The sequence below is a fragment of the Pseudoxanthomonas sp. J31 genome (assembly GCF_000510725.1).
Classification (GTDB): domain Bacteria; phylum Pseudomonadota; class Gammaproteobacteria; order Xanthomonadales; family Xanthomonadaceae; genus Pseudoxanthomonas.
In genome coordinates this window covers 87,424-111,158 of record NZ_AZNZ01000003.1, presented here as the reverse complement: position 1 = coordinate 111,158, position 23,735 = coordinate 87,424, and the positions used below count along the sequence as shown (strand labels likewise).

The window sequence follows — 23,735 nt, the reverse complement described above, 5'->3', positions numbered from 1 at the left end:
AGACCGGCACGACCGACTCCAACGAGACCGATCGGACTAACGAATGATGCGTCGCCCGCTGCCGCTAGCCGTTTGCATTGCCCTGGTCACTTCCCTGTCCTTCAGCGCTGCCGCGCAGGAGTCCACCCAACCCGCCCAGCCGGAAGCCCAGGCCGCGGCCGGGTCGCCTGCCGGCGACGCCGAGCGCGGCCGCCAGCTGACCTACACCTGCCAGGGCTGCCACGGCCTGACCGGCTACAAGAATGCGTACCCGAGCTTCAAGGTGCCCAAGATCGGCGGCCAGTCGGCCGAGTACCTGAGCCAGGCCCTGCACGAGTACCGCGACAACAAGCGCCGGCATCCGACCATGCGTGCCCAGGCCCAGAGCTTCTCTGAGCAGGACATCGCCGACATCGCCGCCTTCCTTTCCACCCTCAAGTGAGCAGTCAGCCGCCCATGTCGAAAGCCGTGTACGCCCCGCGTCTCGCCATCGTCCTGACCGCCCTCCTCGGCCTTTCGGCCTGCGCTGGCGGGGACGGCTCCACCGAAGCCGGAGCCGCGGCCGAAGCCCGCAGCTCCTCCGCGGGCCTGCCGCCGGGCCGCATCGCCATCGGCGAACAGCTGGCCTCGGCCAAGGGCAAGGCCACCGGCCAGAGCTGCGTGGACTGCCACGGCCCGGACGGCAACGCGCCGATCGACGCCAGCTATCCCAAGCTCGGCGGCCAGTACCCGGACTACCTGGCCCATGCCCTGCAGGAGTACCGCAGCGGCGCCCGCCAGCACGCGCTGATGACCCCGCAGGCCTCCGGCCTCAGCGACCAGGAGATCGCCGACCTGGCGGCCTACTTCGGTTCGCGCCCGTCGCAGCTGAAGGACCTCAGCCAGGCGTATTGATCCGCTGCTTGGGCCGCTGCGCGGCTTGCCCAGGCAAAAGGCCCGCTTCGGCGGGCCTTTTGCTTGGGCGGGATTCGGGATTGGGGATTCGGAGCGGCCCCTGGGCGTGCACGACCGCCGGACTGGGGACGGGGCACAATGCCGGGGATGAGTGCCAAGCCTGATGCCAAGCCAGGGGCCGCGCGCGGCCAGGGGACACCGAGCCTGCGCGAGCGCTTCGATGCGCTGCGCAACCTGCCACCGTTCCTGCGCCAGATCTGGGCCACCAGCCCCGGCCTGACCCTGACCAGCCTGGGCCTGCGCCTGGTCCGCTCGCTGCTGCCGGTGCTGATGCTCTACATCGGCAAGCTGATCATCGACGAGGTGGTGCGCCTGGCCGGGCTCGGCCTGGGCCTGGACCGGCTCGGCGATGCCCTGCGCTCGGGGCAGCTGTCGCCGCTGCTGTGGCTGCTGGCGCTGGAGCTGGCGGTGGCCGTGGGCTCGGACCTGACCGGACGCCTGGTCGCCTATGCCGACGGCCTGCTGTCGGAGCTGTTCACCAATGCCAGCAGCGTGCGCCTGATGGAACACGCCGCCACCCTGGACCTGGAGGACTTCGAGGACCCGGACCTGCAGGACAAGCTGGACCGCGCCCGGCGCCAGACCATGAGCCGGATGAACCTGATGAGCCAGCTGTTCGGCCAGGTCCAGGACGCGGTCACCGTGGTCAGCTTCGCCGTGGGCCTGCTGGTCTACGCACCGTGGCTGATCCTGCTGCTGGCCCTGGCGCTGGTGCCGGCGTTCGTCGGCGAGGCGCATTTCAACGCACTGGGCTACTCGCTCAACTTCCAGTGGACCCCGGAACGGCGCCAGCTCGAATACCTGCGCCAGACCGGCGCCAGCGTGGAAACGGCCAAGGAGGTCAAGATCTTCAACCTCCACCGCTTCCTGATCGACCGCTACAAGGTCCTGGCGGAGCGGTTCTACCTGGCCAACCGCGCCCTGGCCCGGCGCCGTGCGCTTTGGGGCACGCTGCTGGCCGCGCTGGGCACCCTGGGCTACTACGTGGCCTACGGCTACATCGCCTGGCGCACGGTGCGCGGTGACTTCAGCATCGGCGACCTGACCTTCCTGGCCGGCAGCTTCATGCGCCTGCGCCAGCTGCTGGAAGGCCTGCTGGTGGGCTTTTCCCAGGTCGCCGGCCAGGCCCTCTACCTGGACGACCTGTTCTCGTTCTTCGAGATCGAGCCGGAGATCGCCTCGCGCCCGGACGCGGTGCCGGTGCCCCGGCCCATCCGCGAGGGCTTCGTGTTCGAGGACGTGGGCTTCCGCTACCCGGGCGCCGGACACTGGGCCCTGCGCGGGCTCAGCTTCGAGCTGCGCGCCGGCGAGGTGCTGGCCCTGGTCGGCGAGAACGGCGCCGGCAAGACCACCCTGGTCAAGCTGCTGGCGCGGCTGTACGACCCGGACGAGGGCCGGATCCTGCTCGACGGCCGCGACCTGCGCGAGTACGACCTGGACGACCTGCGCGCCAACACCGGGGTGATCTTCCAGGACTTCGTGCGCTACCACCTGAGCGCCGGCGAGAACATCGGCGTGGGCCGGATCGAGGCGCTGGACGACATCGAGCGCATCCGCGACGCCGCCCGCCGCGGCATGGCCGACGAGGTGGTCCAGTCCCTGCCGCTGGGCTACGACCAGCTGATCGGGCGCCGCTTCAAGAACGGCGTGGACCTGTCCGGCGGGCAGTGGCAGAAGCTGGCCATCGCCCGCGCCTACATGCGCGACGCCCAGGTCATGATCCTCGACGAGCCCACCGCGGCGCTGGACGCGCGCAGCGAGTTCGAGGTGTTCCAGCGCTTCAAGGAGCTCTCGCGGGGGCGCACCGCGGTGCTGATCTCGCACCGCTTCTCCAGCGTGCGCATGGCCGACCGCATCCTGGTGCTGTCCGGCGGCCGGGTCGAGGCCAGTGGCACCCACGAGGAGCTGATGGCCGCCGGCGGCCGCTATGCCGAGTTGTTCGAGCTGCAGGCCGCCGGCTATCGTTGACGCTTTGTCCCAAGGAGCGTCGCGCATGCAGCACACCCGGCACCTGCCCTCCCTCCTCGCCCTGGCCCTGGCCGCCACCCTGTCGGCCTGCGACCGCGCGCCGGCACCGGCCGCGGATGCCGCGCAGCCGGCGGAGCCGCAGGTGGTGGAAAGCCAGCAGGGCCAGGCGCGGCTGAGCGTGGTCGCCAGCGGCCTGTCCCATCCGTGGGCGGTTGCGCCCCTGCCGGACGGCGGCTTCCTGGTCACCGAGCGCGGCGGCAACCTGCGCCGGATCGGCGCCGACGGCAGCATCTCCGAGCCGGTCAAGGGCGTGCCGGCGGTCGCCGCGCGCGGCCAGGGCGGCCTGCTGGACGTGGCCCTGGCGCCGGACTTCGCCACCAGCCACCGCATCTACCTGACCTACGCCGAGCCGGGCGAGAACGGCACCTCCGGCACCGCCGCCGCCTACGCCACCCTCGACGGCGACACCCTCACCGAGCTGACCGTCATCTACCGCCAGGAGCCCAAGGTCGACGCCGAGTACCACTACGGCTCGCGCCTGGCCTTCGACGACCAGGGCCATGTCTTCATCAGCCAGGGCGACCGCTCGTTCAAGCCCATGGCACAGCAGCTGGACAAGCTGCAGGGCAAGCTGGTGCGGCTGCGCCTGGACGGCAGCATCCCCGAGGACAACCCGTTCGTCGGCCGCGAGGGCGCGCGCCCGGAGATCTGGAGCTACGGCCACCGCAACTCGCAGGGCCTGGCCTTCGATCCGCGCACCGGCAAGCTGTGGGAGAGCGAGCACGGCCCGCGCGGCGGCGACGAGATCAACCTGCCCCTGCCCGGCCTCAACTACGGCTGGCCGCTGGCCACCCACGGCATCGACTACTCCGGCCAGCCGATCGCCGAGGCCCGCGGCAAGGAATACGAGGGCACCGAGTCCCCGCACCACGTGTTCGAGATCTCCCCGGGCCTGTCCGGCATGGCCTTCTACACCGGCCGCGAGGGCAAGCCATGGAACGACAGCCTGTTCCTGGGCGCGCTGGCCCACCGCAACCTGATCCGGCTGCAGCTGGACGGCGACCGCGTGGTCGGCGAGGAGCGCCTGCTGCAGGACCTGGGCGAGCGCATCCGCGACGTCCGCGCCGGCGCCGACGGCAACCTGTACCTGGTCACCGACGAGGACAACGGCAAGCTGCTGAAACTGGAGCCGCCGCGGGACTGAGCCGCGCGGGGGGCGGCGCCGCTGGCGCCGCCCCGTTCCGCCGTTTGATCAGGCGCAAGGGTCGGGACGGGGCGGTCGGCTACAATGGGCGGCGAACCAGAACCGGCAATCCCTCCCCGATGTCATCCGCCTACGGCACCGAAACGGTGCTCGACGTCCGCCACTGGACCGACGCCTACTTCAGCTTCACCACCACCCGCGACGACGGATTCCGCTTCGACAACGGCCAGTTCGTGATGATCGGCCTGCCCACCGAGAGCGGGAAGCCGATCCTGCGCGCCTATTCCATCGCCAGCGCCAACTGGGAAGAACAGCTGGAGTTCTTCTCGATCAAGGTGCAGGACGGCCCGCTGACCTCGCGCCTGCAACACATCAAGCCCGGCGACAGCATCCTCATCGGGCGCAAGCCCACCGGCACCCTGCTGATCAGCGACCTGCACCCGGGGCGCAACCTGTACCTGCTGGGCACCGGCACCGGCCTGGCGCCGTGGCTGTCGGTGATCAAGGACCCGGAGACCTACGAACGCTTCGAGCGCGTGGTGCTGTGCCACGGCGTGCGCCACGTGCAGGACCTGGCCTACCGCGACTACTTCGAGAAGGAACTGCCCAACCACGAGATCCTGGGCGAGATCATCCGCGACAAGCTGGTGTACTACCCGGCGGTCTCGCGCGAGGAGTTCCCGAACCGCGGTCGCCTGACCGACCTGATGGCCAGCGGCGAGATGATGCGCACCCTTGGCCTGGAGCCGCTGGACCCGGAGCACGACCGCGCCATGATCTGCGGCAGCCCGCAGATGCTGGCCGACTTCCGCGCCCTGCTGGACAGCCGCGGCTTCACCGCCTCCCCGCGCATCGGCAGCCCGGGGCAGTACGTGTTCGAGCGCGCCTTCGTCGAGAAGTAAGCCCGAGCCCTTGCGCGCGGCCCGCCGGGATGCCATGTCCCGGCAGGCGCCGCGCGCCCGGTGCCGCCGCCGGTACCCGTCGCATGCCTTTGGTCATGCCCCCTCCCCCGGCAGGCTGGGGTAACCTTGCAGGGTTTGTTTCCCCAGGAACTGCTTTGCATGAAGAAGACCGGCCTCTCCCTGGCACTTGCCGCCGCCCTTGGACTGGGCATCACCGCCTGCACCAGCACCGAGGGCCCCGCGCCCGGTAGCACCGGGACCGCCTCCGCCGAGGCCCTCCAGGGCAACCCGTTCCTGACCGCAAGCGACCTGCCCCTGCAGTACCCGCGCTTCGACCAGATCAAGGACGAGCACTTCGGCCCGGCCTTCGACTTCGGCATGGCCGAGCAGCTGGAGGAGATCGAGGCGATCGCCTCCAACGGCGAGCCGCCGACCTTCGAGAACACCATCGTCGCCCTGGAGAACAGCGGCCAGGTGCTGGACCGCGCCCGCGCCGTGTTCTTCAACCTGGTCGGCACCGACACCAACGACGCGCGCAAGGCGATCCAGGCCGAGTACTCGCCGAGGTTCGCCGCGCACCGCGACGCGATCATGCTCAACGGTGCCCTGTTCGCCCGGATCAAGGCCCTGTACGAGCAGCGCGAGGGCCTGGGCCTGGACGCCGAGGCGCTGCGCCTGGTCGAGCGCTACTACACCGACTTCGTCCGCGCCGGCGCCAACCTGTCCGACGCCGACAAGGCGCGCCTGAAGGAGATGAACGCCGAGCTGGCCAAGCTGGGCACCCAGTTCGACCAGAACGTGCTCAACGAGGTCAACGCCTCCGCCGTGGTGTTCGACAGCGCCGACGAGCTGGCCGGCTCGACCGGGGCCCAGATCGCCGCCGCCGCCGAGGAGGCGAAGAAGCGCGGCCTGGAAGGCAAGTACGTGGTGACCCTGCTCAACACCACCGGCCAGCCGCCGCTGAGCTACCTGGAGAACCGCGAGTCCCGCCGCCGCATCCACGAGGCCTCGGTCAACCGCGGCGCGCGCGGCAACGAGTTCGACAACACCGCCATCGTCGCCCGGGTGATGAAGCTGCGCGCCGAGCGCGCCGCCCTGCTCGGCTACCCGAACCACGCCGCGTTCGCGCTGGAGCAGGCCACCGCCAAGACCCCGCAAGCGGTGAACGAGATGCTGGGCAAGCTGGCCCCGGCCGCGGTCGCCAACGCCAGGCGCGAGGCCGCCGAGCTGCAGAAGATGATCGACCGCGAGCAGGCGGCCAAGGGCGAGCCGGGCTTCAGGCTCGAGGCCTGGGACTGGGCCTACTACACCGAGAAGGTGCGCAAGGCCACCTACGACTTCGACGAATCGCAGCTCAAGCCCTACTTCGAGATGAAGAGCGTGCTGGAGAACGGCGTGTTCTTCGCCGCCAACCAGCTGTACGGCATCAGCTTCAAGGAGCGCACCGACCTGCCCAAGTACCACCCGGACACCTGGGTGTACGACGTGTTCGACGCCGACGGCAGCCAGCTGGCGATCTTCATCTTCGACCCGTACGCGCGCGCCTCCAAGCGTGGCGGTGCCTGGATGAACTCCTACGTCGGCCAGTCGAAGCTGCGCGGCACCCGGCCGGTGGTGGCCAACCACCTCAACATCCCCAAGCCGGCCAGTGGCCCGACCCTGCTGACCTGGGACGAGGTCACCACCATGTTCCACGAGTTCGGCCATGCCCTGCACGGCATGTTCTCGGACGTGACCTACCCGTACTTCGGCGGCACCGCCGTGCCGCGCGACTTCGTCGAGTTCCCCTCGCAGGTCAACGAGATGTGGGCCGACTGGCCGTCGGTGCTGGCCAACTACGCCAGGCACCACGAGACCGGCGAGCCGATGCCGCGCGAGCTGCTGGAGAAGGTCCAGGCCACGGCCACCTTCAACCAGGGCTTCGCCACCACCGAGTACCTGGGCGCGGCCATGCTCGACCAGCGCTGGCACCAGGTCGGCGCCGACCAGCTGCCGGAGGCCGACGGGGTGATGAAGTTCGAGGCCGACGCCCTGGCCGCCGACGGCATCGCCTACGCGCCGGTGCCGCCGCGCTACCGCACGCCGTACTTCAGCCACATCATGGGCGGCTATTCGGCCGGCTACTACGCCTACATCTGGTCCGAGGTGCTGGACGCCAACACCCAGGAGTGGATGCGCCAGCACGGCGGCCTGAAGCGCGAGAACGGCGACCACTTCCGCGCCACCCTGCTGTCGCGTGGCGGCACCCGCGACGCGCTGGACCTGTTCGCCGACTTCGCCGGGCACGAGCCGCGGATCGAACCGCTGCTCAAGAAGCGCGGCCTGGACCGGGCCGGCCGCTGAAGGCCACGCAGGCGCCACCTCCGGGTGGCGTCTTCGTCCCGGCCGCCGCGGTTTTCCACAAGCGGTGTGGATGAAGCTTGAACGAAGCTGTGGATAATCGCCGGCGCGCCAGCAACGGCAAGGCTGTCAAGAGGGTTGGCGAAAATTTCGCCAACCCTCAGCGCGGCACCGCCAGTCCCCCCGGCACGCCCTCCGGCGACATCAGCACCTGCCACAGCTGCGCCTGGCGCGCGCGGAAGGTGGCCATGGAGCCGGCCAGGTAGAACCGCCACATGCGCCGGAAGCGCTCGTCGTAGCGCGGGTCCAGCCGCTCCCAGGCGGCCTCGACGTTGGCGCGCCAGGCCTGCAGGGTGCGGTCGTAGTCGGTGCCGAAGTTGTGCCAGTCCTCGACCACGAACAGGCCCTCGCTGGCGCGGGTGACCTGCGCGGCCGAGGGCAGCATCGAGTTGGGGAAGATGTAGCGCGCGATCCACGGGTCGGTGCGGTTGCGCGAGACGTTGCTGCCGATGCTGTGCAGCAGGAACAGCCCGTGCGGCGGCAGGCAGCGCCGCACCACCTCGAAGTAGGCGCGGTAGTTGCGCACGCCCACGTGCTCGAACATGCCGATCGAGAACACCGCGTCGAAGCGCTCGTCCACGTCACGGTAGTCCTGCAGGCGGATCTCGATCGGCAGGCCGGCGCACAGGCGTTGCGCGTAGGCGGCCTGCTCGGCGGAGATGGTCACCCCTACCCCGGACACGCCGTAGCGCTCGGCCGCGAACTTCAGCGCCTCGCCCCAGCCGCAGCCGATGTCCAGCACGCGCATGCCCGGCTGCAGCCGCAGCTTGCGGCAGACCAGGTCCAGCTTGGCCTCCTGGGCGGCGTCCAGGTCGGCGGCGTCGCGCCAGTAGCCGCAGCTGTAGACCAGGCGCTTGCCGAGCATGGCCGCGTACAGGTCGTTGCCCAGGTCGTAGTGGCGACGCCCCACCTCGCCGCTGCGGCCGCGGGTCTGCGGATTGCTCAGGCGCGCGACCAGCACGTCGCGCAATTCGGCCAGGCCGCGTACCTTCTCCCCCAGCCGCGCCTGGATCAGGCGCAGCAGCAGGCCGTCCAGCGAGCCGGTGTCCCACCAGCCGTCCATGTACGACTCGCCCAGTCCCAGCGAGCCCTGCGCCAGCAGGCGCGTCCACAACCGCTCGTCACGTGGCTGCAGGTCCCATTCGCGATCCCCGCCGATCCTGACGTCCGCTTCGGCAAGCAACGCTTCGACCCGACGCCTGGCAAGGGATCCCGCCCCCATCAGCGTCCTCCTACTGCACGAACAGTGCCTGGTACTCCCCGGCCACGTAGGGCAGCAGCGTCGCGGCCGGCACCTGGGCGTACTGTACCCCGTCCGCGTAGGGGCCGACCTGGTAGGGCGGGAACACGAAGCGCAAGGCCGCGATCCGCCCGTCGGGGGCCGGCACCGGCTCGAACTGGGCGAAGTTGGCCGGATCCGGCCCGGTCCCCTCGTCGATCATCCGCAGCGCCGAATCCAGCAGGCTCTTGCGCTCCTGCGGGCTCAGCGCCCCGTCGATCGCGCGTACCTGGGCGGACGCGGCCAGCTGCTCGGCCACCTGGCGCGCCACCACCTGCCACCCTTCCGCCGAGGGGACCAGGCGCTCGGCGGTCAGCATCTCGCCGCGCCCGGGCAACCACACGAAGCGCGCCACCAGCGGCTGGCCGTGGGCGCCGCCGGTGTAGACGCTGCCGTCGGCGGCCACCGCAACAAGCTGCGGGCTCTGCATCAGCAGGCGGAAGCCCAGGGACAGGTCGTACGGTGCCGCCGGCGGTGCGTCCAGTGCCTCCACCGCCTGCATCAGCTCCTCGCGTGCCTGCTGTGCATAGGCCTGCAGGGCGGCCGCCAGTCCCGGATAGGCCTCCATCCCGGGCGGATAGCTGATGCCCACCATGTAGCGCGGGTCGCGCTCGATCACGTCCTCCAGCCGCACCGGCGCAGCCGGGGCCGCACCGGCTGCATCGGGGGCGACCACGTCCTCCGCCGGCGCGGCGGGGGCCGGCGCGGAGTCGTCGCGGCAGGCGGCCAGGGGCAGGATCAGGAGGGACAGGACGGTCCAGGTCCGGATGCGGCTCATGCATGTTTCCTTGGCGGGCGCCGCCGGCGCGCGCCTTCAACCGGCAAGGGTGTCGGCGAACTCGGGGTGCCGGGTAACCCAGGTCGCGGCGTACGGACAGGCGGGAACGACGCGCAAGCCCGCCTGGCGCGCGTGCTCGAAGGCGGTGCGGACCAGCTCCCCGGCGATTCCCCTGCCGCCGATGGCCTGCGGCACCAGCGTGTGGTCGATCAGCATCAACCCGCCCTCCAGCCGGTAGCACAGTTCGGCCTGTTCGCCGTCGGCTTCGGCCAGGAACCGGCGCGTGGCCGGGTCGTGGCGCACGGAAGGAGTCGCGGACTGGATGTTCATCGGCACCCCCTGTTGTCGGCGCGCGCCATTCTCCGCAGGCGGCGACAAACCCGCGTGAGGGCCGGACTTGCAAGCGCAACCGTGCTGAGGTTTGATTCAGCCATGTGAAGACGGCCGCAAAACGGACGGCTCATGGGCATACCGCAACAACCGGGCGACGCGAGGTCGCCGCAACAACAGCAGCAATGGGACCAGGCCGAGGCCTCCCTGCTGGAAGGCCTCTACCAGATGGCCGTGGACGGCCGCACCGAAACCTCCGAGTGCAGCCGCCTGGCTTCGGATGTCTACCGCCGGCTCGAGGCGGCCTACAGCGACGAGCCACCGGCCAGCCCGGAACCCTCGCCCGCCGCCTGAACAGGCGGCGGGCGCCGGGATCAGCGCTGGTCGCGGCGGCGCTGGTTGCGGCGGTCGTGGGTGCTGGCGCTGCCCTGGGTCGCCCGCGCGCGGATCTCGCCCTGGTGCAGCTCCTGCTGCTTGCCCGCCACGTCGGGCGAGGCCTCCGCCGTGACCGTGCTCCCGCCGCTGGCCTGCTGGCCGTCCAGCAGGCGCCAGGCAGGCACCTGGCGCGCCTGCTCGTTGTGTGCCTCGAGCAACTCGTGCGTGCGCTGCAAGGCCTCTTCGGGCGTGAGCCTGCGCGGGCGCCGCCGGGCGCCGTCGCCCGCCGCCCTGCGTGGCGTCTTGGCGGCGCGGGCAGCGGTGGACTTCCTGGCCGCGCCCTTCTTCGCAGCCACCTTCTTCGTGGCTACCTTCCTCGTCGGGGCCTTCTTCGTCGCAGTCTTCCTGGCCGTGGCCTTCTTCGTGGCGCTCTTCCTGGCTGCCGCCTTGCGCGCTGGCGCCTTCCCGGCGACGGTCTTGCGCGCGGACGTCCTGGTGGACGTCGACTTGCTCGCCGCGGTCTTCTTCGTCGCCTTCCGCGCAGTGGCCTTCCGCGCAGTGGCCTTGCGCGCGGACGTCCTTGCCGGCGCCTTACGGGCAGTCGACTTCCCGGCGACGGCCTTCTTGGCCGTTGCCTTCTTGGCCGTTGCCTTCTTGGCCGTGGCTTTCCTGGCGGTGGCTTTCCTGGCCACCGTCCTCTTCGCGGCGGTCGTGCCGGCGGCGCTCCTGCGCGCCGTGGTCTTCTTCGCCGCGCTCGCGCCGGACTTGGTGCCCGACGCCGCCTTCTTCCCTGCGGAACCGGCCGCGCGGCGCGCGGGAGCCTTTCGTGTCGCCATGGGTGCCTCCGTCGCTGGGTCGCCCCGCGAGGCTGGCATGCCCGGCATTCAGGCCAGGTGATCCCCGCTCAGCGGAAGCGCGGGTTGAGCAGCTGCTCCCAGAACACCTGCAGCACCTGCGGCTCCATCGCCACCATGAACAGTACGCCGTAGGCGGCGCCGGCCAGGTGCGCGCTGTGGTTGATGTTGTCGCCGCCGCGGCGGTCCATCCAGATGCTGTAGCCGACGTAGAACAGCGCGTACAGCACCGCCGGCATCGGGATGAAGAACACGAAGATCAGCGACCACGGCGAGACCATGATGAAGGCGAACAACACCGCCGACACCGCGCCCGATGCGCCCAGGCTGAAGTAGCGCGGGTTGTCCTGGTTCTTCAGGTAGCTGGGCAGGATCGCCACCACGATGGCCGACAGGTAGAACAGCAGGAAGGTCAGCGGACTGCCGGTCAGCTGCAGCATCAGGCGCTCGATCAGGCGCCCGAAGAAGAACAGCGTGACCATGTTGAACAGCAGGTGGGGGAAGTCCGCGTGCAGGAAGCCGTGGGTCAGCAGCCGCCAGTATTCGCGCTGGCGGGCGATGGCCGGCGGCCACAGGATCAGGCGGTCGACCACGCGGCGGTCGTTGAATGCCCGCCAGGACACCAGCACGGTGACGGCGATCAGGGCCAGGGTCACGAGGGATTGCATGCTTGCTCAGGCCTTGCGGTAGTTGTCCTGCATCGGATAGCGGCGGGCGTAGGCGGCGAACGCCAGCGCGGCGAGGAAGGCGAAGCCGGCGAAGAAGAACATCAGGAACGCGTTCTCGCTCAGCCCGGTGCCGGCGATGCGGCCGATCACCGCCTCGTTGCGCACCGCCGCGTTGGTCAGCAGCACCCACAGGCTGCCGAAGGTGCTGGTCAGGTACCAGAAGGCCATGATCACGCCCTTCATCGCGTGCGGCGCCTGGCTGTAGGCGAATTCCAGCGCGGTGGCCGAGACCAGGATCTCGCCGAAGGTCAGCAACAGGTAGGGCAGGCCCTGCCACGCCAGCGAGACCGGGGCGCCGCCGTCGATCTGCAGCTGCAGCACGGCGGCCACGATCCAGGACGCGCCGGAGATTGCGATGCCCCAGCCCATCTTGCGCAGCGGCGTGATCCGGAAGCCCAGCCGCTCCAGCAGCGGGAACAGCACCAGGTTGTTGAACGGGATCAGCAGCATCACCAGCATCGGGTTCAGCGCCTGCATCTGCGCCGCGTCCTGCACCAGCCAGCTGGGCCACCACGGGGCGTCGTGCGGGATCACCATCTCCCGGCCCTGGATGATCCAGGTCGAGGCCTTCTGGTCGAACAGCGACCAGAACGGGGTGACCAGCGCGAACACGATGATGATGCGCAGCACCGCGCGCACGCCGTCCACCGCCAGGTCCGGATGCACCCCGCGGGCGCGCTCCAGCTGCAGCGAGGCGCCCCAGCCGCCCAGCGCGATCACCACGCCCAGCGCCAGGCAGGCGGTGATGACGAAGTTGAAGCCGGCCGGCCAGGCGCGCAGCCCGGTGGTGGCCGACAGCGCCCACAGCAGCAGCATCGCCGCCGCCACGGCCACGCCGGCCAGCGCCACGAACAGCCCCGGGCGGCCCTGGCCGGGCCGGCGCGCGCGCAGCGCGGTCTTGACCACCTCGAAGAACGCATGCGGGTCGCGCCCGGCCGCCGGCACGTTGACGTAGCGCCGGCGCCCCAGCCAGAACACGAAGGTGGCGACGAACATCAGCGCGCCAGGGATGCCGAACGCCACCGCCGGGCCGAAGTGGCGCAGGAACAGCGGCGACAGCAACGAGGCGAAGAACGAGCCGAAGTTGATGATCCAGTAGAACGCGTCGAAGACGACCTTGGCCTTGTCCTTGTTGCCCTGGTCGAACTGGTCGCCGCAGAAGCTCACCACCAGCGGCTTGATGCCGCCGGAGCCGAGCGCGATCAGGAACAGGCCGGTGTAGAAGCCGGTGGCGTTGTTCTCGAACAGCGCCAGGCAGGCGTGGCCGGCGCAATAGACCAGCGAGAACCACAGGATCGTGTGGTACTTGCCGAAGAAGCGGTCGGCCAGCCATCCCCCCAGCAACGGGAAGAAGTACACGCCGATCACGAACATGTGGAAGATGTCCTTGGCCGCGCCGTCGCGCTCCGGTCCGGCCGGCAGGTATCCCAGCAGCGCCGAGCTGACCAGGAACGGCACCAGGATGTTGCGCATGCCGTAGAAGCTGAAGCGCTCGCACGCCTCGTTGCCGATGATGTAGGCGATCTGGCGGGGCATGCGCCCCTGGCCGGCGGTGGTGGTGCTCATCCCGGGTCCGTCGCAAAAGAAACTGAGGGTACCCGATCCCGGCCCCGCGCCGGTACCGCCGCCAGCCATGGCTGCCGCCCGCCGGCGGCGCTGGCATCATGGCCGTTTTCGCCCCTGGTACCGCCGATGTCGTTCCGTTTCCGCCTCCCTCCGGCCTGGCTGCTGGCCGCGGCCTGCGCCCTGCCGCTCCCCGCCCCCGCTTCCGCCGATCCGCTGTCCACCGTGGCCGAGCGCTCCGGCTTCCAGCGCACCGGCCGCTACGACGAAGTCCCGGCGCTGGCCGCCGCCTTCCAGGCGCGCTGGCCGGACAAGGTGCGCGCGCTGAGCTTCGGCACCACGCCCGAGGGCCGGCCCATGCAGCTGCTGGTGGTCACCGCCACCGGCGCGTTCGAGCCGGAGCAGGCGCGCCGCCGCAAACTGCCGGTGGTGCTTGTCCAGGGCGGCATCCACGCCGGCGAGATCGACGGCAAGGACGCCGGCTTCCTGGCCCTGCGCGAGATCCTGGAAGGCAAGGCCGCCCCGGGCGTGCTGGACAAGGTGGTCTGGCTGTTCGTGCCGGTGTTCAACGTCGACGGCCACGAGCGCTTCGGCGCCTGGAACCGCCCCAACCAGCGCGGCCCGGAGGAGATGGGCTGGCGCACCACGGCCCAGGGCTACAACCTCAACCGCGACTACCTCAAGGCCGACTCGCCGGAGATGCAGGCCATGCTGGCCCTGGTGCGGCAGTGGGACCCGCTGGCGATGGTCGACCTGCACGCCACCGACGGCGCCCAGTTCGAGCACGACGTGTCGGTCCAGGTCGAGCCGGTGCATGCCGGCGACGAGGCCCTGCGCCAGGCCGGCCGCCAGTGGCGGGACGGGGTGATCGCCGACCTCGCCCGCGCCGGCTCGCTGCCGCTGGACTTCTACCCGTCCTTCATCGTCGAGGACGACCCGGCCTCCGGCTTCGCCGACGACGTCTCGCCGCCGCGCTTCTCGCACGGCTACTTCCTGCTGCGCAACCGCTTCGGCATGCTGGTGGAGACGCATTCCTGGCGCACCTATCCCGAGCGCGTGCGCACCACCCGCAACGCGGTGGTCTCGGTGCTGGAGCAGATGGCCAGGCACGGCGCCCGCTGGCGCGCCCTGGCCGAGGCCGCCGATGCCCGCGCCGCGCGGCTGGCCGGGCGCAGCGAGGCGCTGGCCTGGGATACCACCGACCAGGCCCGCACCATCGACTTCCGCGGCTACGCCTACACCCGCACGCCCTCGGAAGTGTCCGGCGCGCTGATGACCCGCTACGACGAGACCACGCCGCAGGTCTGGAAGCTGCCGCTGCGCGACCAGGTGGTGCCCACCCTGGAGGCAACCGTCCCCGCCGGCGGCTACCTGGTGCCGCCGGCCTGGGCAGCGCGGGTGCAGCCGCTGCTGGACATCCACGGCGTGCAGTACCGGCGCCTGGACGCGCCGCGCCCGGCGCTGCCGGTGCGGGCCTTCCGCGCCGAGTCCATCACCTTCGCCGCGCATTCCTCCGAAGGCCACCAGCGGGTCGAGCTGCAGGGCCGCTGGCAGGATGAGCGCCACGACGTCCCCGCCGGCAGCCTGTACGTGCCCGCGGCCCAGCCGCTGGCGCGCCTGGTGCTGGCCATGCTCGAACCGCAGGCGCCGGACTCGCTGGCCGCCTGGGGCGCGTTCAACAACGCCTTCGAGCGCAAGGAGTACATGGAGGACTACGTGGCCGAGCAGGTCGCGCGCGAGATGCTGCGCGACCCGGCGCTGCGGCGCCAGTTCGAGTCGCGCCTGGCCTCCGACCCGGAATTCGCCGCCGACCCGGCCGCGCGCCTGGAGTTCTTCTACCGCCGGCACCCGGCCTGGGACGAACGCTACGGCCTGTACCCGGTGCTGCGGCTGGAGCAGCCACTGCGCTGAACGCCTGCGGGCTTAATGATTCGAACACGCCGCCTTCGCGCCTGCGCGGCAGGGGAGCGCCTAAGGTGTCCGCTCCCTTCCCCCACCCCAGGAGCCCCCATGAGCAAGCTCACCGGCAAGCGCGTCGCCATCCTCGCCAGCAACGGTTTCGAGGAATCGGAACTGCTCGAGCCCTTGCGCGCCCTGCGCGACAACGGCGCGGAGGTGGACGTGGTCTCGCCCGAGCAGGGGCAGATCCAGGGCATGCGCCACTTCGACAAGGGCGACACGGTGGCGGTGGACCAGGCCGTGGCCGAGGCCGACGCCTCCGACTACGACGCCCTGGTGATCCCGGGCGGGCTGTTCAATCCCGACGCGCTGCGCGCCGACGAGCACGCGATCCGCTTTACCCGCTCGTTCTTCGAGGCCGGCAAGCCGGTCGGCGCGATCTGCCACGGTCCCTGGGTGCTGGCCGACGCCGGCGTGGTCGGCGACCGCGAACTGACTTCGGTGCCCAACATCCAGCGCGACCTGCAGAACGCCGGCGCGCGCTGGGTCGACCGCGAGGTGGTGGTCGACCAGGGCCTGGTCACCAGCCGCACGCCCGACGACCTGCCGGCGTTCTGCTCCAAGCTGGTCGAGGAGATCGCCGAGGGCCGACACAAGGGCCAGGAGCGCTCGGCATGACCCGCGCCGCGTACGCGCTTGCGCCGTTGCTGGCACTTGTCCTGGCCGGGTGCCAGCGTGATGCCGGACCCGCGGCGGAGGCGCCGCCGCCCGCCAGTCCCGCGGCCGATGCCGCGGCGGCCACCGGGATGGACCCCGCCGGCCCCGGCATGCCCGACGAAAGCGTCGTGGAAAGCCGCTGGCAGTGCGGCGAACAGCACCTGTCCGCCCGCTTCGACAACGGCGCCGGCACCGTCACCCTGACCCACGAGCGCGGCGAACTGGTGTTGCCGCAGGCCCGCTCCGCCTCCGGGGCGCGCTACGCCGACGCCAACGGCAACGAGTTCTGGAACAAGGGCGACGGGGCGACGCTGACCCTGTCCGGCCAGGAGGCCCGGCAGTGCCAGGAGGTCGCCGCCGGCACGGGCTGAGCGCCGGCGTAGTCCCCCAGACGCAACGGCCCGCCGGATGGCGGGCCGTCCTGCATCCGCGGTCGGGCGCCTCAGGCGGCGGCCGAGGCGCGCAGCGCCGCGATCCGCTCCGCCAGCGGCGGATGGCTCAGGAACAGCCGGCGCAGGCCCTCGCCCATGCCGCCGGCGATACCGAAGGCGGCGATCTGGTTCGGCAGGGTGCTGTGGCCGTGGTTGAGCGCCAGCTTCTCCAGCGCCGCGATCATCTTGTGGCGGCCGGCCAGCTGCGCGCCGCCGGCGTCGGCGCGGAACTCGCGCCGGCGCGAGAACCACATCGCGATCATGGTCGCGAACAGGCCGAACACCATCTCCAGCACCAGCACGATGGCGAAGTAGGCCATGCCGCGGCCCTCGCCCTCGCGGTTGCCGGACAGGTAGCCGTCGACGATGCCGCCGACCACCCGCGCCAGCACGATCACGAAGGTATTGAGCACGCCCTGCAGCAGGGCCATGGTCACCATGTCGCCGTTGGCCACGTGCGCGATCTCGTGGCCCAGCACCGCCTCGGCCTCGTCCGCGCTCATGTTGCGCAGCAGGCCGGTGGACACCGCCACCAGCGCGTTGTTGCGGTTGGCGCCGGTGGCGAAGGCGTTGATTTCCGGGGCATCGTAGATCGCCACCTCGGGCATGCCGATGCCGGCGGCCTGGGCCTGGCGGCGCACGGTATCGACCAGCCAGCGCTCGGCCTCGCTGCGCGGCTGGGTGATGACGTGGGCGCCGGTGGCGCGCTTGGCCATCCACTTGGAGGTCAGCAGCGAGACCAGCGAGCCGCCGAAGCCGAACATCGCGCCGAGTACCAGCAGGCCGGCCATCTGGTCCGGGCTGACGCCCAGCAGCGACATCACGATGCTGGCCAGGAACAGCACGGCGAGGTTGGTCGCGAGGAACAACGCGATACGGGTAAACACGAAACGGACTCCGGTGGGTTGCGTCGATGACACCGGGCAGATGGGCATGGCCACGCTTGAAATCAAGTGCGGCCGGCCGCGACCATGGCGCGATGGCGCAGGCATCCCAGGCATCCGACGTTCCCTACCGCGGCCGCTTCGCGCCCTCGCCCACCGGTCCGCTGCACGCCGGCTCGCTGCTGGCCGCGTTTGGCAGCTGGCTGTTGGCGCGCGCTGCCGGCGGCCAGTGGCTGGTGCGGATCGAGGACGTGGACCGCCCGCGCGAGGTGCCGGGCGCCGCCGCGGCGCAGCTGGCCACGCTGTCGGCCTTCGGCCTGGAGTCCGACCTGCCGGTGGTGCGCCAGAGCGAGCGCGAGCCCCTGTACCGCGCCGCCCTGCAGCGCCTGCTCGAGGCCGGCCTGGCCTTCCCCTGCTCCTGCAGCCGCAGCGACCTGGCCGCGGCCGGCGGAGTCCACCGCCGCTGCGTCGCCGCCGCCCCGCGCCCGCGGCCGGCGGTGCGGCTGCGGGTGGCCGACGGCAGCCAGGTCGCCTTCGAGGACGGCCTGCAGGGGCGCTTCGCCCAGGACGTGGACCGGGAGGTCGGCGACTTCGTCCTGCTGCGCGCCGACGGGTTCTGGGCGTACCAGCTGGCGGTGGTGGTCGACGACGCCGAGCAGGGGGTGACCGACGTGGTCCGCGGTGCCGACCTGCTCGATTCCACCCCGCGCCAGATCCTCCTGCAGCGCGCGCTGGGCCTGCCCACCCCGCGCTACCTGCACCTGCCCCTGCTGCTGGACGCCTCCGGGCACAAGCTGTCCAAGTCCAGCGCCGCGCTGCCGGTCGATCCGGCGGATCCGCTTCCCGCACTGCGTCATTGCTGGACCCTGCTGGGCCAGGACCCGGCACCGCTACGGGGCGAAAAACGGGTGGATGCACTGCTATGGCGCGCGATTTCGCACTTCGATCGTGCAAGGCTGCCGGCGCGCTTGCACTTTCATCAGCCCCTCACTACAACTTCGCCGGACATGTCTGAATAGCCGGGGCACCCGGCAGGGGCCTTGATGAACAGTCGCGTCGCACTTGTTACCGGCGGAACCGGCGGAATCGGCACCGCCATCTGCAAGCGCCTGGTGGACATGGGCCACCGCGTCGCAACCAATTACCGCAACGAGGAAAAGGCCCTGGCCTGGCAGCAGCAGATGCGCGAGGCCGGCTACGAAATCACCCTGGTCCCCGGCGACGTCGGCACCCCGGAGGGCGGTGCCGCCCTGGTGCGCGGGGTCGAGCAGGCGCTAGGGCCGATCGAGATCCTGGTCAACAACGCCGGCATCACCCGCGACACCACCTTCCACCGCATGAGCGCCGAGCAGTGGCACGAGGTGGTCAACACCAACCTCAACTCGGTGTTCAACGTCACCCGCCCGGTGATCGAGGGCATGCGCGAGCGCAAGTGGGGCCGGATCGTCCAGATCAGCTCGATCAACGGCCTCAAGGGCCAGTACGGCCAGGCCAACTACGCCGCGGCCAAGGCCGGCATGCACGGCTTCACCATCTCCCTGGCGCGCGAGAACGCCAGGCTGGGCATCACCGTCAATACCGTTTCCCCCGGCTACGTGGCCACCGACATGGTCATGGCGGTGCCGGAGGAAGTCCGCGCCAAGATCGTGGCCGACATCCCCACCGGCCGCCTGGGCCGGCCCGAGGAAATCGCCTACGCGGTCGGTTTCCTGGTCGCCGAGGAGGCCGCCTGGATCACCGGCTCCAACCTGGACATCAACGGCGGCCACCACATGGGCTGGTAGCCCGTCAAGGGGACGGGCGGCAGTTGCATGCGCTGCTGCGGTGCGCCATGCTCGGGCAACGTTGAAGACCCGAGTGAGCGCTCTAGATGGCTGCCACCCGCATCATCAAGAAGTACCCGAACCGCCGGCTGTACGACACCGAAATCTCCAGCTACATCACCATCGAGGACGTGCGCCAGCTGATCCTGGACGGCGAGTCCTTCGAGGTCCGTGACGCCAAGAGCGGCGAGGACCTGACCCGTTCAGTCCTGCTGCAGATCATCGCCGAGCAGGAACAGGACGGCGAACCCATGCTGTCCACCCAGCTGCTGAGCCAGATCATCCGTTTCTACGGCGACTCGCTGCAGGGCTTCATGGGCAATTACCTCGAGCGCAGCATGCAGCTGTTCCTCGAGCAGCAGCAGACCTTCCGCCAGCAGATGGGCAACCTGCTGGGGCAGACGCCGTGGACGGCCATGAACCAGCTGACCGAGCGCAACCTGGAGCTGTGGCAGGAGTTCCAGCGCGGGCTGGCCGGCAGCCTCGGCCGCCCGACCACGCCCCGCGAGCGCGACACCACCCCGCCCGGCAAGACCCGCCGCTAAGGTCGCCCGCTGCCGGCGTCACTGCCGGCAGAACCTCTCCCGGTACTCCATGGCCCTGGGCATCAGCGCCTGCAGGGTCTGGATGCGCGTGCCCGGGTTCGGGTGGGTGGAAGCGAACTCCGGCGGCGCCTGCCCGCCGGAGGCGCCGGACATCCGCTCCCACAGCCCGATCGCCGCGTTCGGGTCGTAACAGGCGGCCGCCGCCAGCATCAGCCCGACCTCGTCGGCCTGGGTCTCGTGGGTGCGCGCATACGGCAGCAGGTAGCCGTAGCCCATCGCCGCCATGACCATCTGCTGCTGTTGCGGGTCCAGCCCGCCGGCGGCGCCGGCCATCTGCCCGATCTGCGCCAGCTTCTGCTGGCTCATCCGCTGCGCGCCGTGGCGCAGCAGGGCGTGGGCGATCTCGTGGCCCATCACCACCGCCAGCGCGTCCTCGCTCTGTGCCACCGGGAACAGGCCTGTATAGACCGCCATCTTGCCGCCGGGCAGGCAGAACGCGTTGGCCTGGTCGGAAGGAATCACGTTGACGTCCCACTCGAACTGCCGCCAGTGGGTCGGCGCCTCCAGGCCATTGGCCGCGGCCAGCTCCGCAGTGACCTCGTCCACCTTGTCGATCAGCCGCGCGGCGATGCGCGCCACCTGCTGCGCCGCCGGGTCCGAGCGTGGCAGCGGCGGCTCCTGCGCCAGGATCTCCTCGTAGGCCTGCAGCCCCAGCGCGCGTTCCTGCTCCGGGCCCAGGCTGGCGTCGATCAGCACCGTCTGCCCGGTGTACGGGTCCTGGGTGCGGTTGGACAGGTAATAGCAGCCGCCGTAGGCGAGGAAGGCCAGCACCACCACCAGGCGCAGCCCTCCGCCCAGGCCGCCGCCGCGCCGGCGGGCGACCTGCCCGCGGTGAGGATCCATGCGCATCGCTCCCCCCTCCTCTGCCCTAGATGCTGCGCACCACGCGGAAGCCGATGCGCGCGCTGGTCACGTCCGAATCCACCCGCGAACGCCAGGCCGAGCGGGTCTGCGCCGGCGAACCGGCCCAGGAACCGCCACGCACCACCCGCGCCCGGCAACCGGGGTTGTACCAGGGCGCACCGTCGGCCGGGGCGCGCCGGTAGCTGGCATGCCAGCAGTCGGCGACCCACTCGGAAACATTGCCGGCCAGGTCGTGAAGGCCCCATGCATTGGGCTTGAAGCGACCCGCAGGGGCCACGCCCCAGTAACCGTCGCCGTAGCCGACGAAGGCGTTGTTCCAGGTACGGCCGCCGGGCGAGACGTCGTTGCCACCGGTGAAGTTGCCGGTGTCCGGCGGCGGCACGCCGGCATCGCCCCATGGGTAGCGCCCCGGGTTGCCGGCGCGCAGGGCGTACTCGAACTCGGCCTCGCTGGGCAGCCGGTAATGGCGCCCGGTCTGCTCCGACAGCCAGGCCGCATAGGCTTCGGCGTCGCGCACGCTGACATGCAGCACCGGATCGCCCGGGTCGGCCGGGCGGCCGTCGTAGCCGGAACGCCAGTCCACGCCGCTGCGGCGCACGAAGTTGCCGCTGCGTTCGTCGTAGACCAGGGAATTGCCGCGCCGGGTGGCACGCGGCCGCGCGCCGGCCGATGCCACGAAGCGGCCGAACTCGGCCACCGTCACCTCGGTCAGCGACATCGCGAAACCGCGGTTGAAGCGCACGTAATGGGCCGGCTTCTCGGCATCGGACGCCAGTGGATCGGTGTCCTCCGCCCCCATGCGGAAGCCGCCATGCGGCACCACCACCATCTGCGGGCCACGGCTGCCGTCGGCCAGGGCGTCGGTGAACACCTGGCCCGGGCGGAACGGGCCGTAGTAGGTGACCAGGTCGATGCGCTCGCGCAGGTTCGCCGCCACCGGGTCGCCCGGGCGCGCGATGCGCAGCACCTCGGCCAGGCGCACGCGGGCGTCGCGCACGCCGTTGGGGCGCAGCAGGTCGCGCAGGGCGGCGTCGCGCAGGCCGGCCACCGCGCGCGCGCGCTGCGCCTCGATCCGCGCGCGCGCATCGGCCACCGCCCCGGCCATGTCGCCGCGCACCGCGCCCGCCTGCTCCAGCCAGCCGGCGGCCGCGTCGAACTCGAGCCGGTCGGCTTCGCCCTGGGCGCGGTCGACCAGGGCGCTTTCCACCGCGCCCAGGCCCTGGCGCGCATCGCGGTCCTGCGGCTCCAGCGCCAGGGCCTCGCGGAACCAGGCCAGGGCCCCGTCCAGCTGGCCGCCGCGCAGGTCCTCGCGCCCGGCGCGCACCAGCGCCGCCACCCGCCGCGCGCGCTCCACCCGCTGCTGCAGGCTGCGCACCCGGCGATCCTCGGCATCCAGGGTGCGCGCCACCGCGGCCAGGGCGACGGCACGCTCCAGGGCGCCGGACTGCGGATCGGTGGCGGCCTCGGCCAGGGCGCGGTCGGCGGCCGCCAGCACCGCCGTGGTGGTACGGCGCAGGCCGTCGCGGGCCTGCCGGTCCTGCGGATCGGTACGCGACAGGGCCAGGTAGATCGGGGCGGCGGCCGCGGCATCCTCGTACAGCCGGCCCTCGCGCAGGGCGGCCTCGGCCTGCCGGCGCAGGGCACGGCGGTCGGCGTCCTCGCCGATCTCCACGGCCGGCGGGGTCCAGGCCTCTACCACGTGGGCGCTTTCGTCGCCGCTGACGGTCACCCTGGGCAGGGCGATGTCCGGCGCTTCCGGCTGCGCCTGCGCGGTGGCGGGGGCCTGGCCGGCAGTCTCGTCCGCGTCCTGCGGCTGCGGGCCGCCGCAGGCGGCCACGCCCAGCAGCATCCCCGTCCACAGCAATGCCCGACCGCTCGCGCGCAAGACGCCTCCCTGGAGAAAAACCTGCCGCCCGCCGGCGGATTTGCCGTTAGGCTATCCCAGCCAATACGCGCAAGACCACGCAAGACCGGAATCCCTAAGTGTCAGAAGTCCTCTGGATCGACCAGCCCGCCGAACTGCTGCGCCGCCTGCAGTCGGCGCCCTCCCGCATCGGCCTGGATACCGAATTCATCCGCGAACGCACCTTCTGGCCACGCCTGGCCCTGGTGCAGATGGCCGTGGACGGCGACGTCCTCCTGGTCGACGCCCTCGTCCCCGGCATGGCCGAGGCCATCGCCGCCTGGCTGGACGCCCCCCACGTGCTCAAGGTGATGCACAGCGCCAGCGAGGACCTGGTCACCTTCCGCTGCGCCTGCGGCACCGTGCCGCGGCCAATGTACGACACCCAGGTGGCCGCGGCCCTGGCCGGCTTCGGCGCCGGCATGGGCTACCAGCGCCTGGTCGCCCAGGTCACCGGCACCACGCTGGCCAAGGGCGAGACCCGCTCGGACTGGATGCGGCGCCCGCTGAGCCCCGCCCAGCTGGAGTACGCCGCCGACGACGTGCGCCACCTCGACGCGCTGTACCAGGCCACCCTCGCCCGCCTGCGCGAGCTGGGCCGCGAGGCCTGGCTGGAGGAGGACATGGCCCGCACCGCCGAGCAGGCCGCGCACGACGAGCCGGAGCGGTGGCCACACCTGGGCCTGCGCGCCGCGCAGTTCCTCGATACCGCCGGCCAGCGCCGGCTGTTGCGCCTGCTCCGCTGGCGCGAGCAGCAGGCGCGCGCCCAGGACCATCCCCGCAGCTGGATCCTGGACAACGACCTGGCCCTGGACCTGGCCCGCGACCCGCCGGCCGACGGCACCGCCCTGCAGGCGCGCCTGGAGGCCACGCCCAAGGCCCCGCGCAAGCTCGGCAAGTCGCTGTGGCAGGCCCTGACCACCGCCGTGGCCGACGAGGAGCAGATGCCGGCCGTGGCCGCCGAGCCGGACCGCAACGCGGTGCGCCGGCTGCAGGACGCGGTGGCCCGGCGCAGCGCCGACCTGGGCCTGCCGGACGGCGTGCTGGCCTCGCGCAAGCAGCTGGAAGCCCTGCTGGAGAGCGGCAGCTGGCCGCAGCCCCTGCAGGGCTGGCGCCGGCGCGAACTGGAGCCGGTGCTGCAGCCCTTGCTGGCCCGCACCGGCGCCGCGGGCTAGAATCCGCCCCTTTCCGGGCGGGCCGCGCCCCCGGCTCCGCCCGTTCCGGGCCGCCCGGCGGCCCCGACCGCGGCGCCGGCCGGGCCGGCGTCCCGGCCGCGTCCCGGCCCGCAGCCAGCG

General features: G+C 71.5%; 23 protein-coding genes and 1 pseudogene. 14 read left to right on the top strand and 10 right to left on the bottom strand.

The window, feature by feature from the left end; all coding sequences use genetic code 11:
• The first annotated feature begins 43 nt into the window (after positions 1–43).
• From PSEJ31_RS0106205 to PSEJ31_RS0106180, 6 genes are all read left to right on the top strand, one after another.
• The gene (locus PSEJ31_RS0106205; RefSeq protein WP_028914952.1) at positions 44–421 is read left to right on the top strand and encodes a cytochrome c; all 378 of its coding nucleotides are present in this window, start codon (positions 44–46) and stop codon (positions 419–421) included.
• A 14-nt stretch (positions 422–435) separates the two neighbouring features.
• Positions 436–873 carry a c-type cytochrome gene (locus PSEJ31_RS0106200; protein ID WP_019399960.1) on the top strand — a complete coding sequence of 146 codons (438 nt, stop codon included), beginning with the start codon at positions 436–438 and terminating at the stop codon, positions 871–873.
• A 147-nt stretch (positions 874–1,020) separates the two neighbouring features.
• Positions 1,021–2,901, top strand: coding sequence for an ABC transporter ATP-binding protein (locus tag PSEJ31_RS0106195; protein ID WP_028914951.1), 1,881 nt, complete (start codon positions 1,021–1,023; stop codon positions 2,899–2,901).
• Positions 2,902–2,926: 25 nt separating this feature from the next.
• Positions 2,927–4,105 carry a PQQ-dependent sugar dehydrogenase gene (locus PSEJ31_RS0106190; RefSeq protein ID WP_019399958.1) on the top strand — a complete coding sequence of 393 codons (1,179 nt, stop codon included), beginning with the start codon at positions 2,927–2,929 and terminating at the stop codon, positions 4,103–4,105.
• A gap of 119 nt (positions 4,106–4,224) precedes the next feature.
• Entirely contained in the window at positions 4,225–5,007 is a 783-nt protein-coding gene (locus tag PSEJ31_RS0106185; RefSeq protein WP_019399957.1) for a ferredoxin--NADP reductase, read from the top strand.
• 159 nt (positions 5,008–5,166) lie between these two features.
• A complete protein-coding gene (locus PSEJ31_RS0106180; RefSeq protein WP_028914950.1) occupies positions 5,167–7,350 on the top strand; it encodes a M3 family metallopeptidase in 2,184 nt (727 codons plus the stop codon).
• 157 nt (positions 7,351–7,507) lie between these two features.
• Here the strand turns inward: PSEJ31_RS0106180 and cfa are convergent, their stop codons facing one another.
• From cfa to PSEJ31_RS0106165, 3 genes are read right to left on the bottom strand one after another with little or no spacing between them, the layout of a single operon-like run.
• Positions 7,508–8,629: a cyclopropane fatty acyl phospholipid synthase gene (gene cfa / locus PSEJ31_RS0106175; RefSeq protein WP_028914949.1), complete on the bottom strand. Its 1,122-nt coding sequence runs from the start codon at positions 8,627–8,629 to the stop codon at positions 7,508–7,510.
• A gap of 10 nt (positions 8,630–8,639) precedes the next feature.
• On the bottom strand, positions 8,640–9,464 hold the full coding sequence (locus tag PSEJ31_RS0106170) for a DUF3298 and DUF4163 domain-containing protein (protein WP_028914948.1): 825 nt from the start codon (positions 9,462–9,464) through the stop codon (positions 8,640–8,642).
• Between the two features lie 36 nt (positions 9,465–9,500).
• Positions 9,501–9,794 (bottom strand): GNAT family N-acetyltransferase, encoded by a 294-nt coding sequence (locus tag PSEJ31_RS0106165; RefSeq protein WP_028914947.1) that lies wholly within the window; start codon positions 9,792–9,794, stop codon positions 9,501–9,503.
• Between the two features lie 132 nt (positions 9,795–9,926).
• On the opposite strand from PSEJ31_RS0106165, the gene PSEJ31_RS0106160 reads away from it, so the two are divergent.
• The gene (locus tag PSEJ31_RS0106160; protein WP_019397939.1) at positions 9,927–10,148 is read left to right on the top strand and encodes a hypothetical protein; all 222 of its coding nucleotides are present in this window, start codon (positions 9,927–9,929) and stop codon (positions 10,146–10,148) included.
• Between the two features lie 20 nt (positions 10,149–10,168).
• Here PSEJ31_RS0106160 and PSEJ31_RS0106155 read toward each other — a convergent pair whose 3' ends face one another.
• The 4 genes and pseudogenes from PSEJ31_RS0106155 to PSEJ31_RS0106140 all read right to left on the bottom strand — a co-directional run bounded on the left by PSEJ31_RS0106155 (position 10,169) and on the right by PSEJ31_RS0106140 (position 13,317).
• On the bottom strand, positions 10,169–10,405 hold the full coding sequence (locus PSEJ31_RS0106155) for a hypothetical protein (protein ID WP_125111826.1): 237 nt from the start codon (positions 10,403–10,405) through the stop codon (positions 10,169–10,171).
• Between the two features lie 105 nt (positions 10,406–10,510).
• Positions 10,511–11,005 (bottom strand): annotated as a pseudogene (locus tag PSEJ31_RS17210) (hypothetical protein); the annotation flags it as partial.
• Between the two features lie 68 nt (positions 11,006–11,073).
• Positions 11,074–11,691 carry a rhomboid family intramembrane serine protease gene (locus PSEJ31_RS0106145; protein WP_026010302.1) on the bottom strand — a complete coding sequence of 206 codons (618 nt, stop codon included), beginning with the start codon at positions 11,689–11,691 and terminating at the stop codon, positions 11,074–11,076.
• 6 nt (positions 11,692–11,697) lie between these two features.
• A complete protein-coding gene (locus tag PSEJ31_RS0106140) occupies positions 11,698–13,317 on the bottom strand; it encodes an oligopeptide:H+ symporter (RefSeq protein WP_028914946.1) in 1,620 nt (539 codons plus the stop codon).
• Positions 13,318–13,443: 126 nt separating this feature from the next.
• Here PSEJ31_RS0106140 and PSEJ31_RS0106135 point away from each other — a divergent pair, with 126 nt between their 5' ends.
• The 3 genes from PSEJ31_RS0106135 to PSEJ31_RS15755 all read left to right on the top strand — a co-directional run bounded on the left by PSEJ31_RS0106135 (position 13,444) and on the right by PSEJ31_RS15755 (position 16,301).
• The gene (locus PSEJ31_RS0106135) at positions 13,444–15,225 is read left to right on the top strand and encodes a M14 family metallopeptidase (protein ID WP_051403672.1); all 1,782 of its coding nucleotides are present in this window, start codon (positions 13,444–13,446) and stop codon (positions 15,223–15,225) included.
• A 99-nt stretch (positions 15,226–15,324) separates the two neighbouring features.
• On the top strand, positions 15,325–15,891 hold the full coding sequence (locus PSEJ31_RS0106130; protein ID WP_019397657.1) for a type 1 glutamine amidotransferase domain-containing protein: 567 nt from the start codon (positions 15,325–15,327) through the stop codon (positions 15,889–15,891).
• Positions 15,888–16,301 carry an MliC family protein gene (locus PSEJ31_RS15755; protein ID WP_084220816.1) on the top strand — a complete coding sequence of 138 codons (414 nt, stop codon included), beginning with the start codon at positions 15,888–15,890 and terminating at the stop codon, positions 16,299–16,301. The genes PSEJ31_RS0106130 and PSEJ31_RS15755 overlap by 4 nt, the downstream gene beginning before the upstream one ends.
• 71 nt (positions 16,302–16,372) lie before the next feature.
• Here PSEJ31_RS15755 and htpX read toward each other — a convergent pair whose 3' ends face one another.
• Positions 16,373–17,248, bottom strand: a complete 876-nt coding sequence (gene htpX / locus PSEJ31_RS0106120) for a protease HtpX (protein ID WP_026010304.1) — start codon at positions 17,246–17,248, stop codon at positions 16,373–16,375.
• A 92-nt stretch (positions 17,249–17,340) separates the two neighbouring features.
• On the opposite strand from htpX, the gene gluQRS reads away from it, so the two are divergent.
• The 3 genes from gluQRS (at position 17,341) to phaR (ending at position 19,613) form a co-directional block, all read left to right on the top strand.
• Positions 17,341–18,264, top strand: a complete 924-nt coding sequence (gene gluQRS, locus PSEJ31_RS0106115; RefSeq protein ID WP_028914944.1) for a tRNA glutamyl-Q(34) synthetase GluQRS — start codon at positions 17,341–17,343, stop codon at positions 18,262–18,264.
• 24 nt (positions 18,265–18,288) lie between these two features.
• Positions 18,289–19,029, top strand: a complete 741-nt coding sequence (phbB, locus tag PSEJ31_RS0106110; RefSeq protein ID WP_026010305.1) for an acetoacetyl-CoA reductase — start codon at positions 18,289–18,291, stop codon at positions 19,027–19,029.
• A gap of 86 nt (positions 19,030–19,115) precedes the next feature.
• Entirely contained in the window at positions 19,116–19,613 is a 498-nt protein-coding gene (gene phaR / locus PSEJ31_RS0106105) for a polyhydroxyalkanoate synthesis repressor PhaR (protein WP_019397662.1), read from the top strand.
• Positions 19,614–19,631: 18 nt separating this feature from the next.
• On the opposite strand, the gene PSEJ31_RS0106100 is transcribed toward phaR, so the two are convergent.
• Together PSEJ31_RS0106100 and PSEJ31_RS0106095 are read right to left on the bottom strand one after the other, a co-directional pair.
• A complete protein-coding gene (locus PSEJ31_RS0106100; protein WP_026010306.1) occupies positions 19,632–20,522 on the bottom strand; it encodes a M48 family metallopeptidase in 891 nt (296 codons plus the stop codon).
• 19 nt (positions 20,523–20,541) lie between these two features.
• Entirely contained in the window at positions 20,542–22,422 is a 1,881-nt protein-coding gene (locus tag PSEJ31_RS0106095; protein WP_232210986.1) for an SUMF1/EgtB/PvdO family nonheme iron enzyme, read from the bottom strand.
• Between the two features lie 98 nt (positions 22,423–22,520).
• Between PSEJ31_RS0106095 and rnd the strand changes: the two genes are divergently transcribed.
• Positions 22,521–23,615 carry a ribonuclease D gene (gene rnd, locus PSEJ31_RS0106090; RefSeq protein WP_019399671.1) on the top strand — a complete coding sequence of 365 codons (1,095 nt, stop codon included), beginning with the start codon at positions 22,521–22,523 and terminating at the stop codon, positions 23,613–23,615.
• Positions 23,616–23,735: the final 120 nt, after the last annotated feature.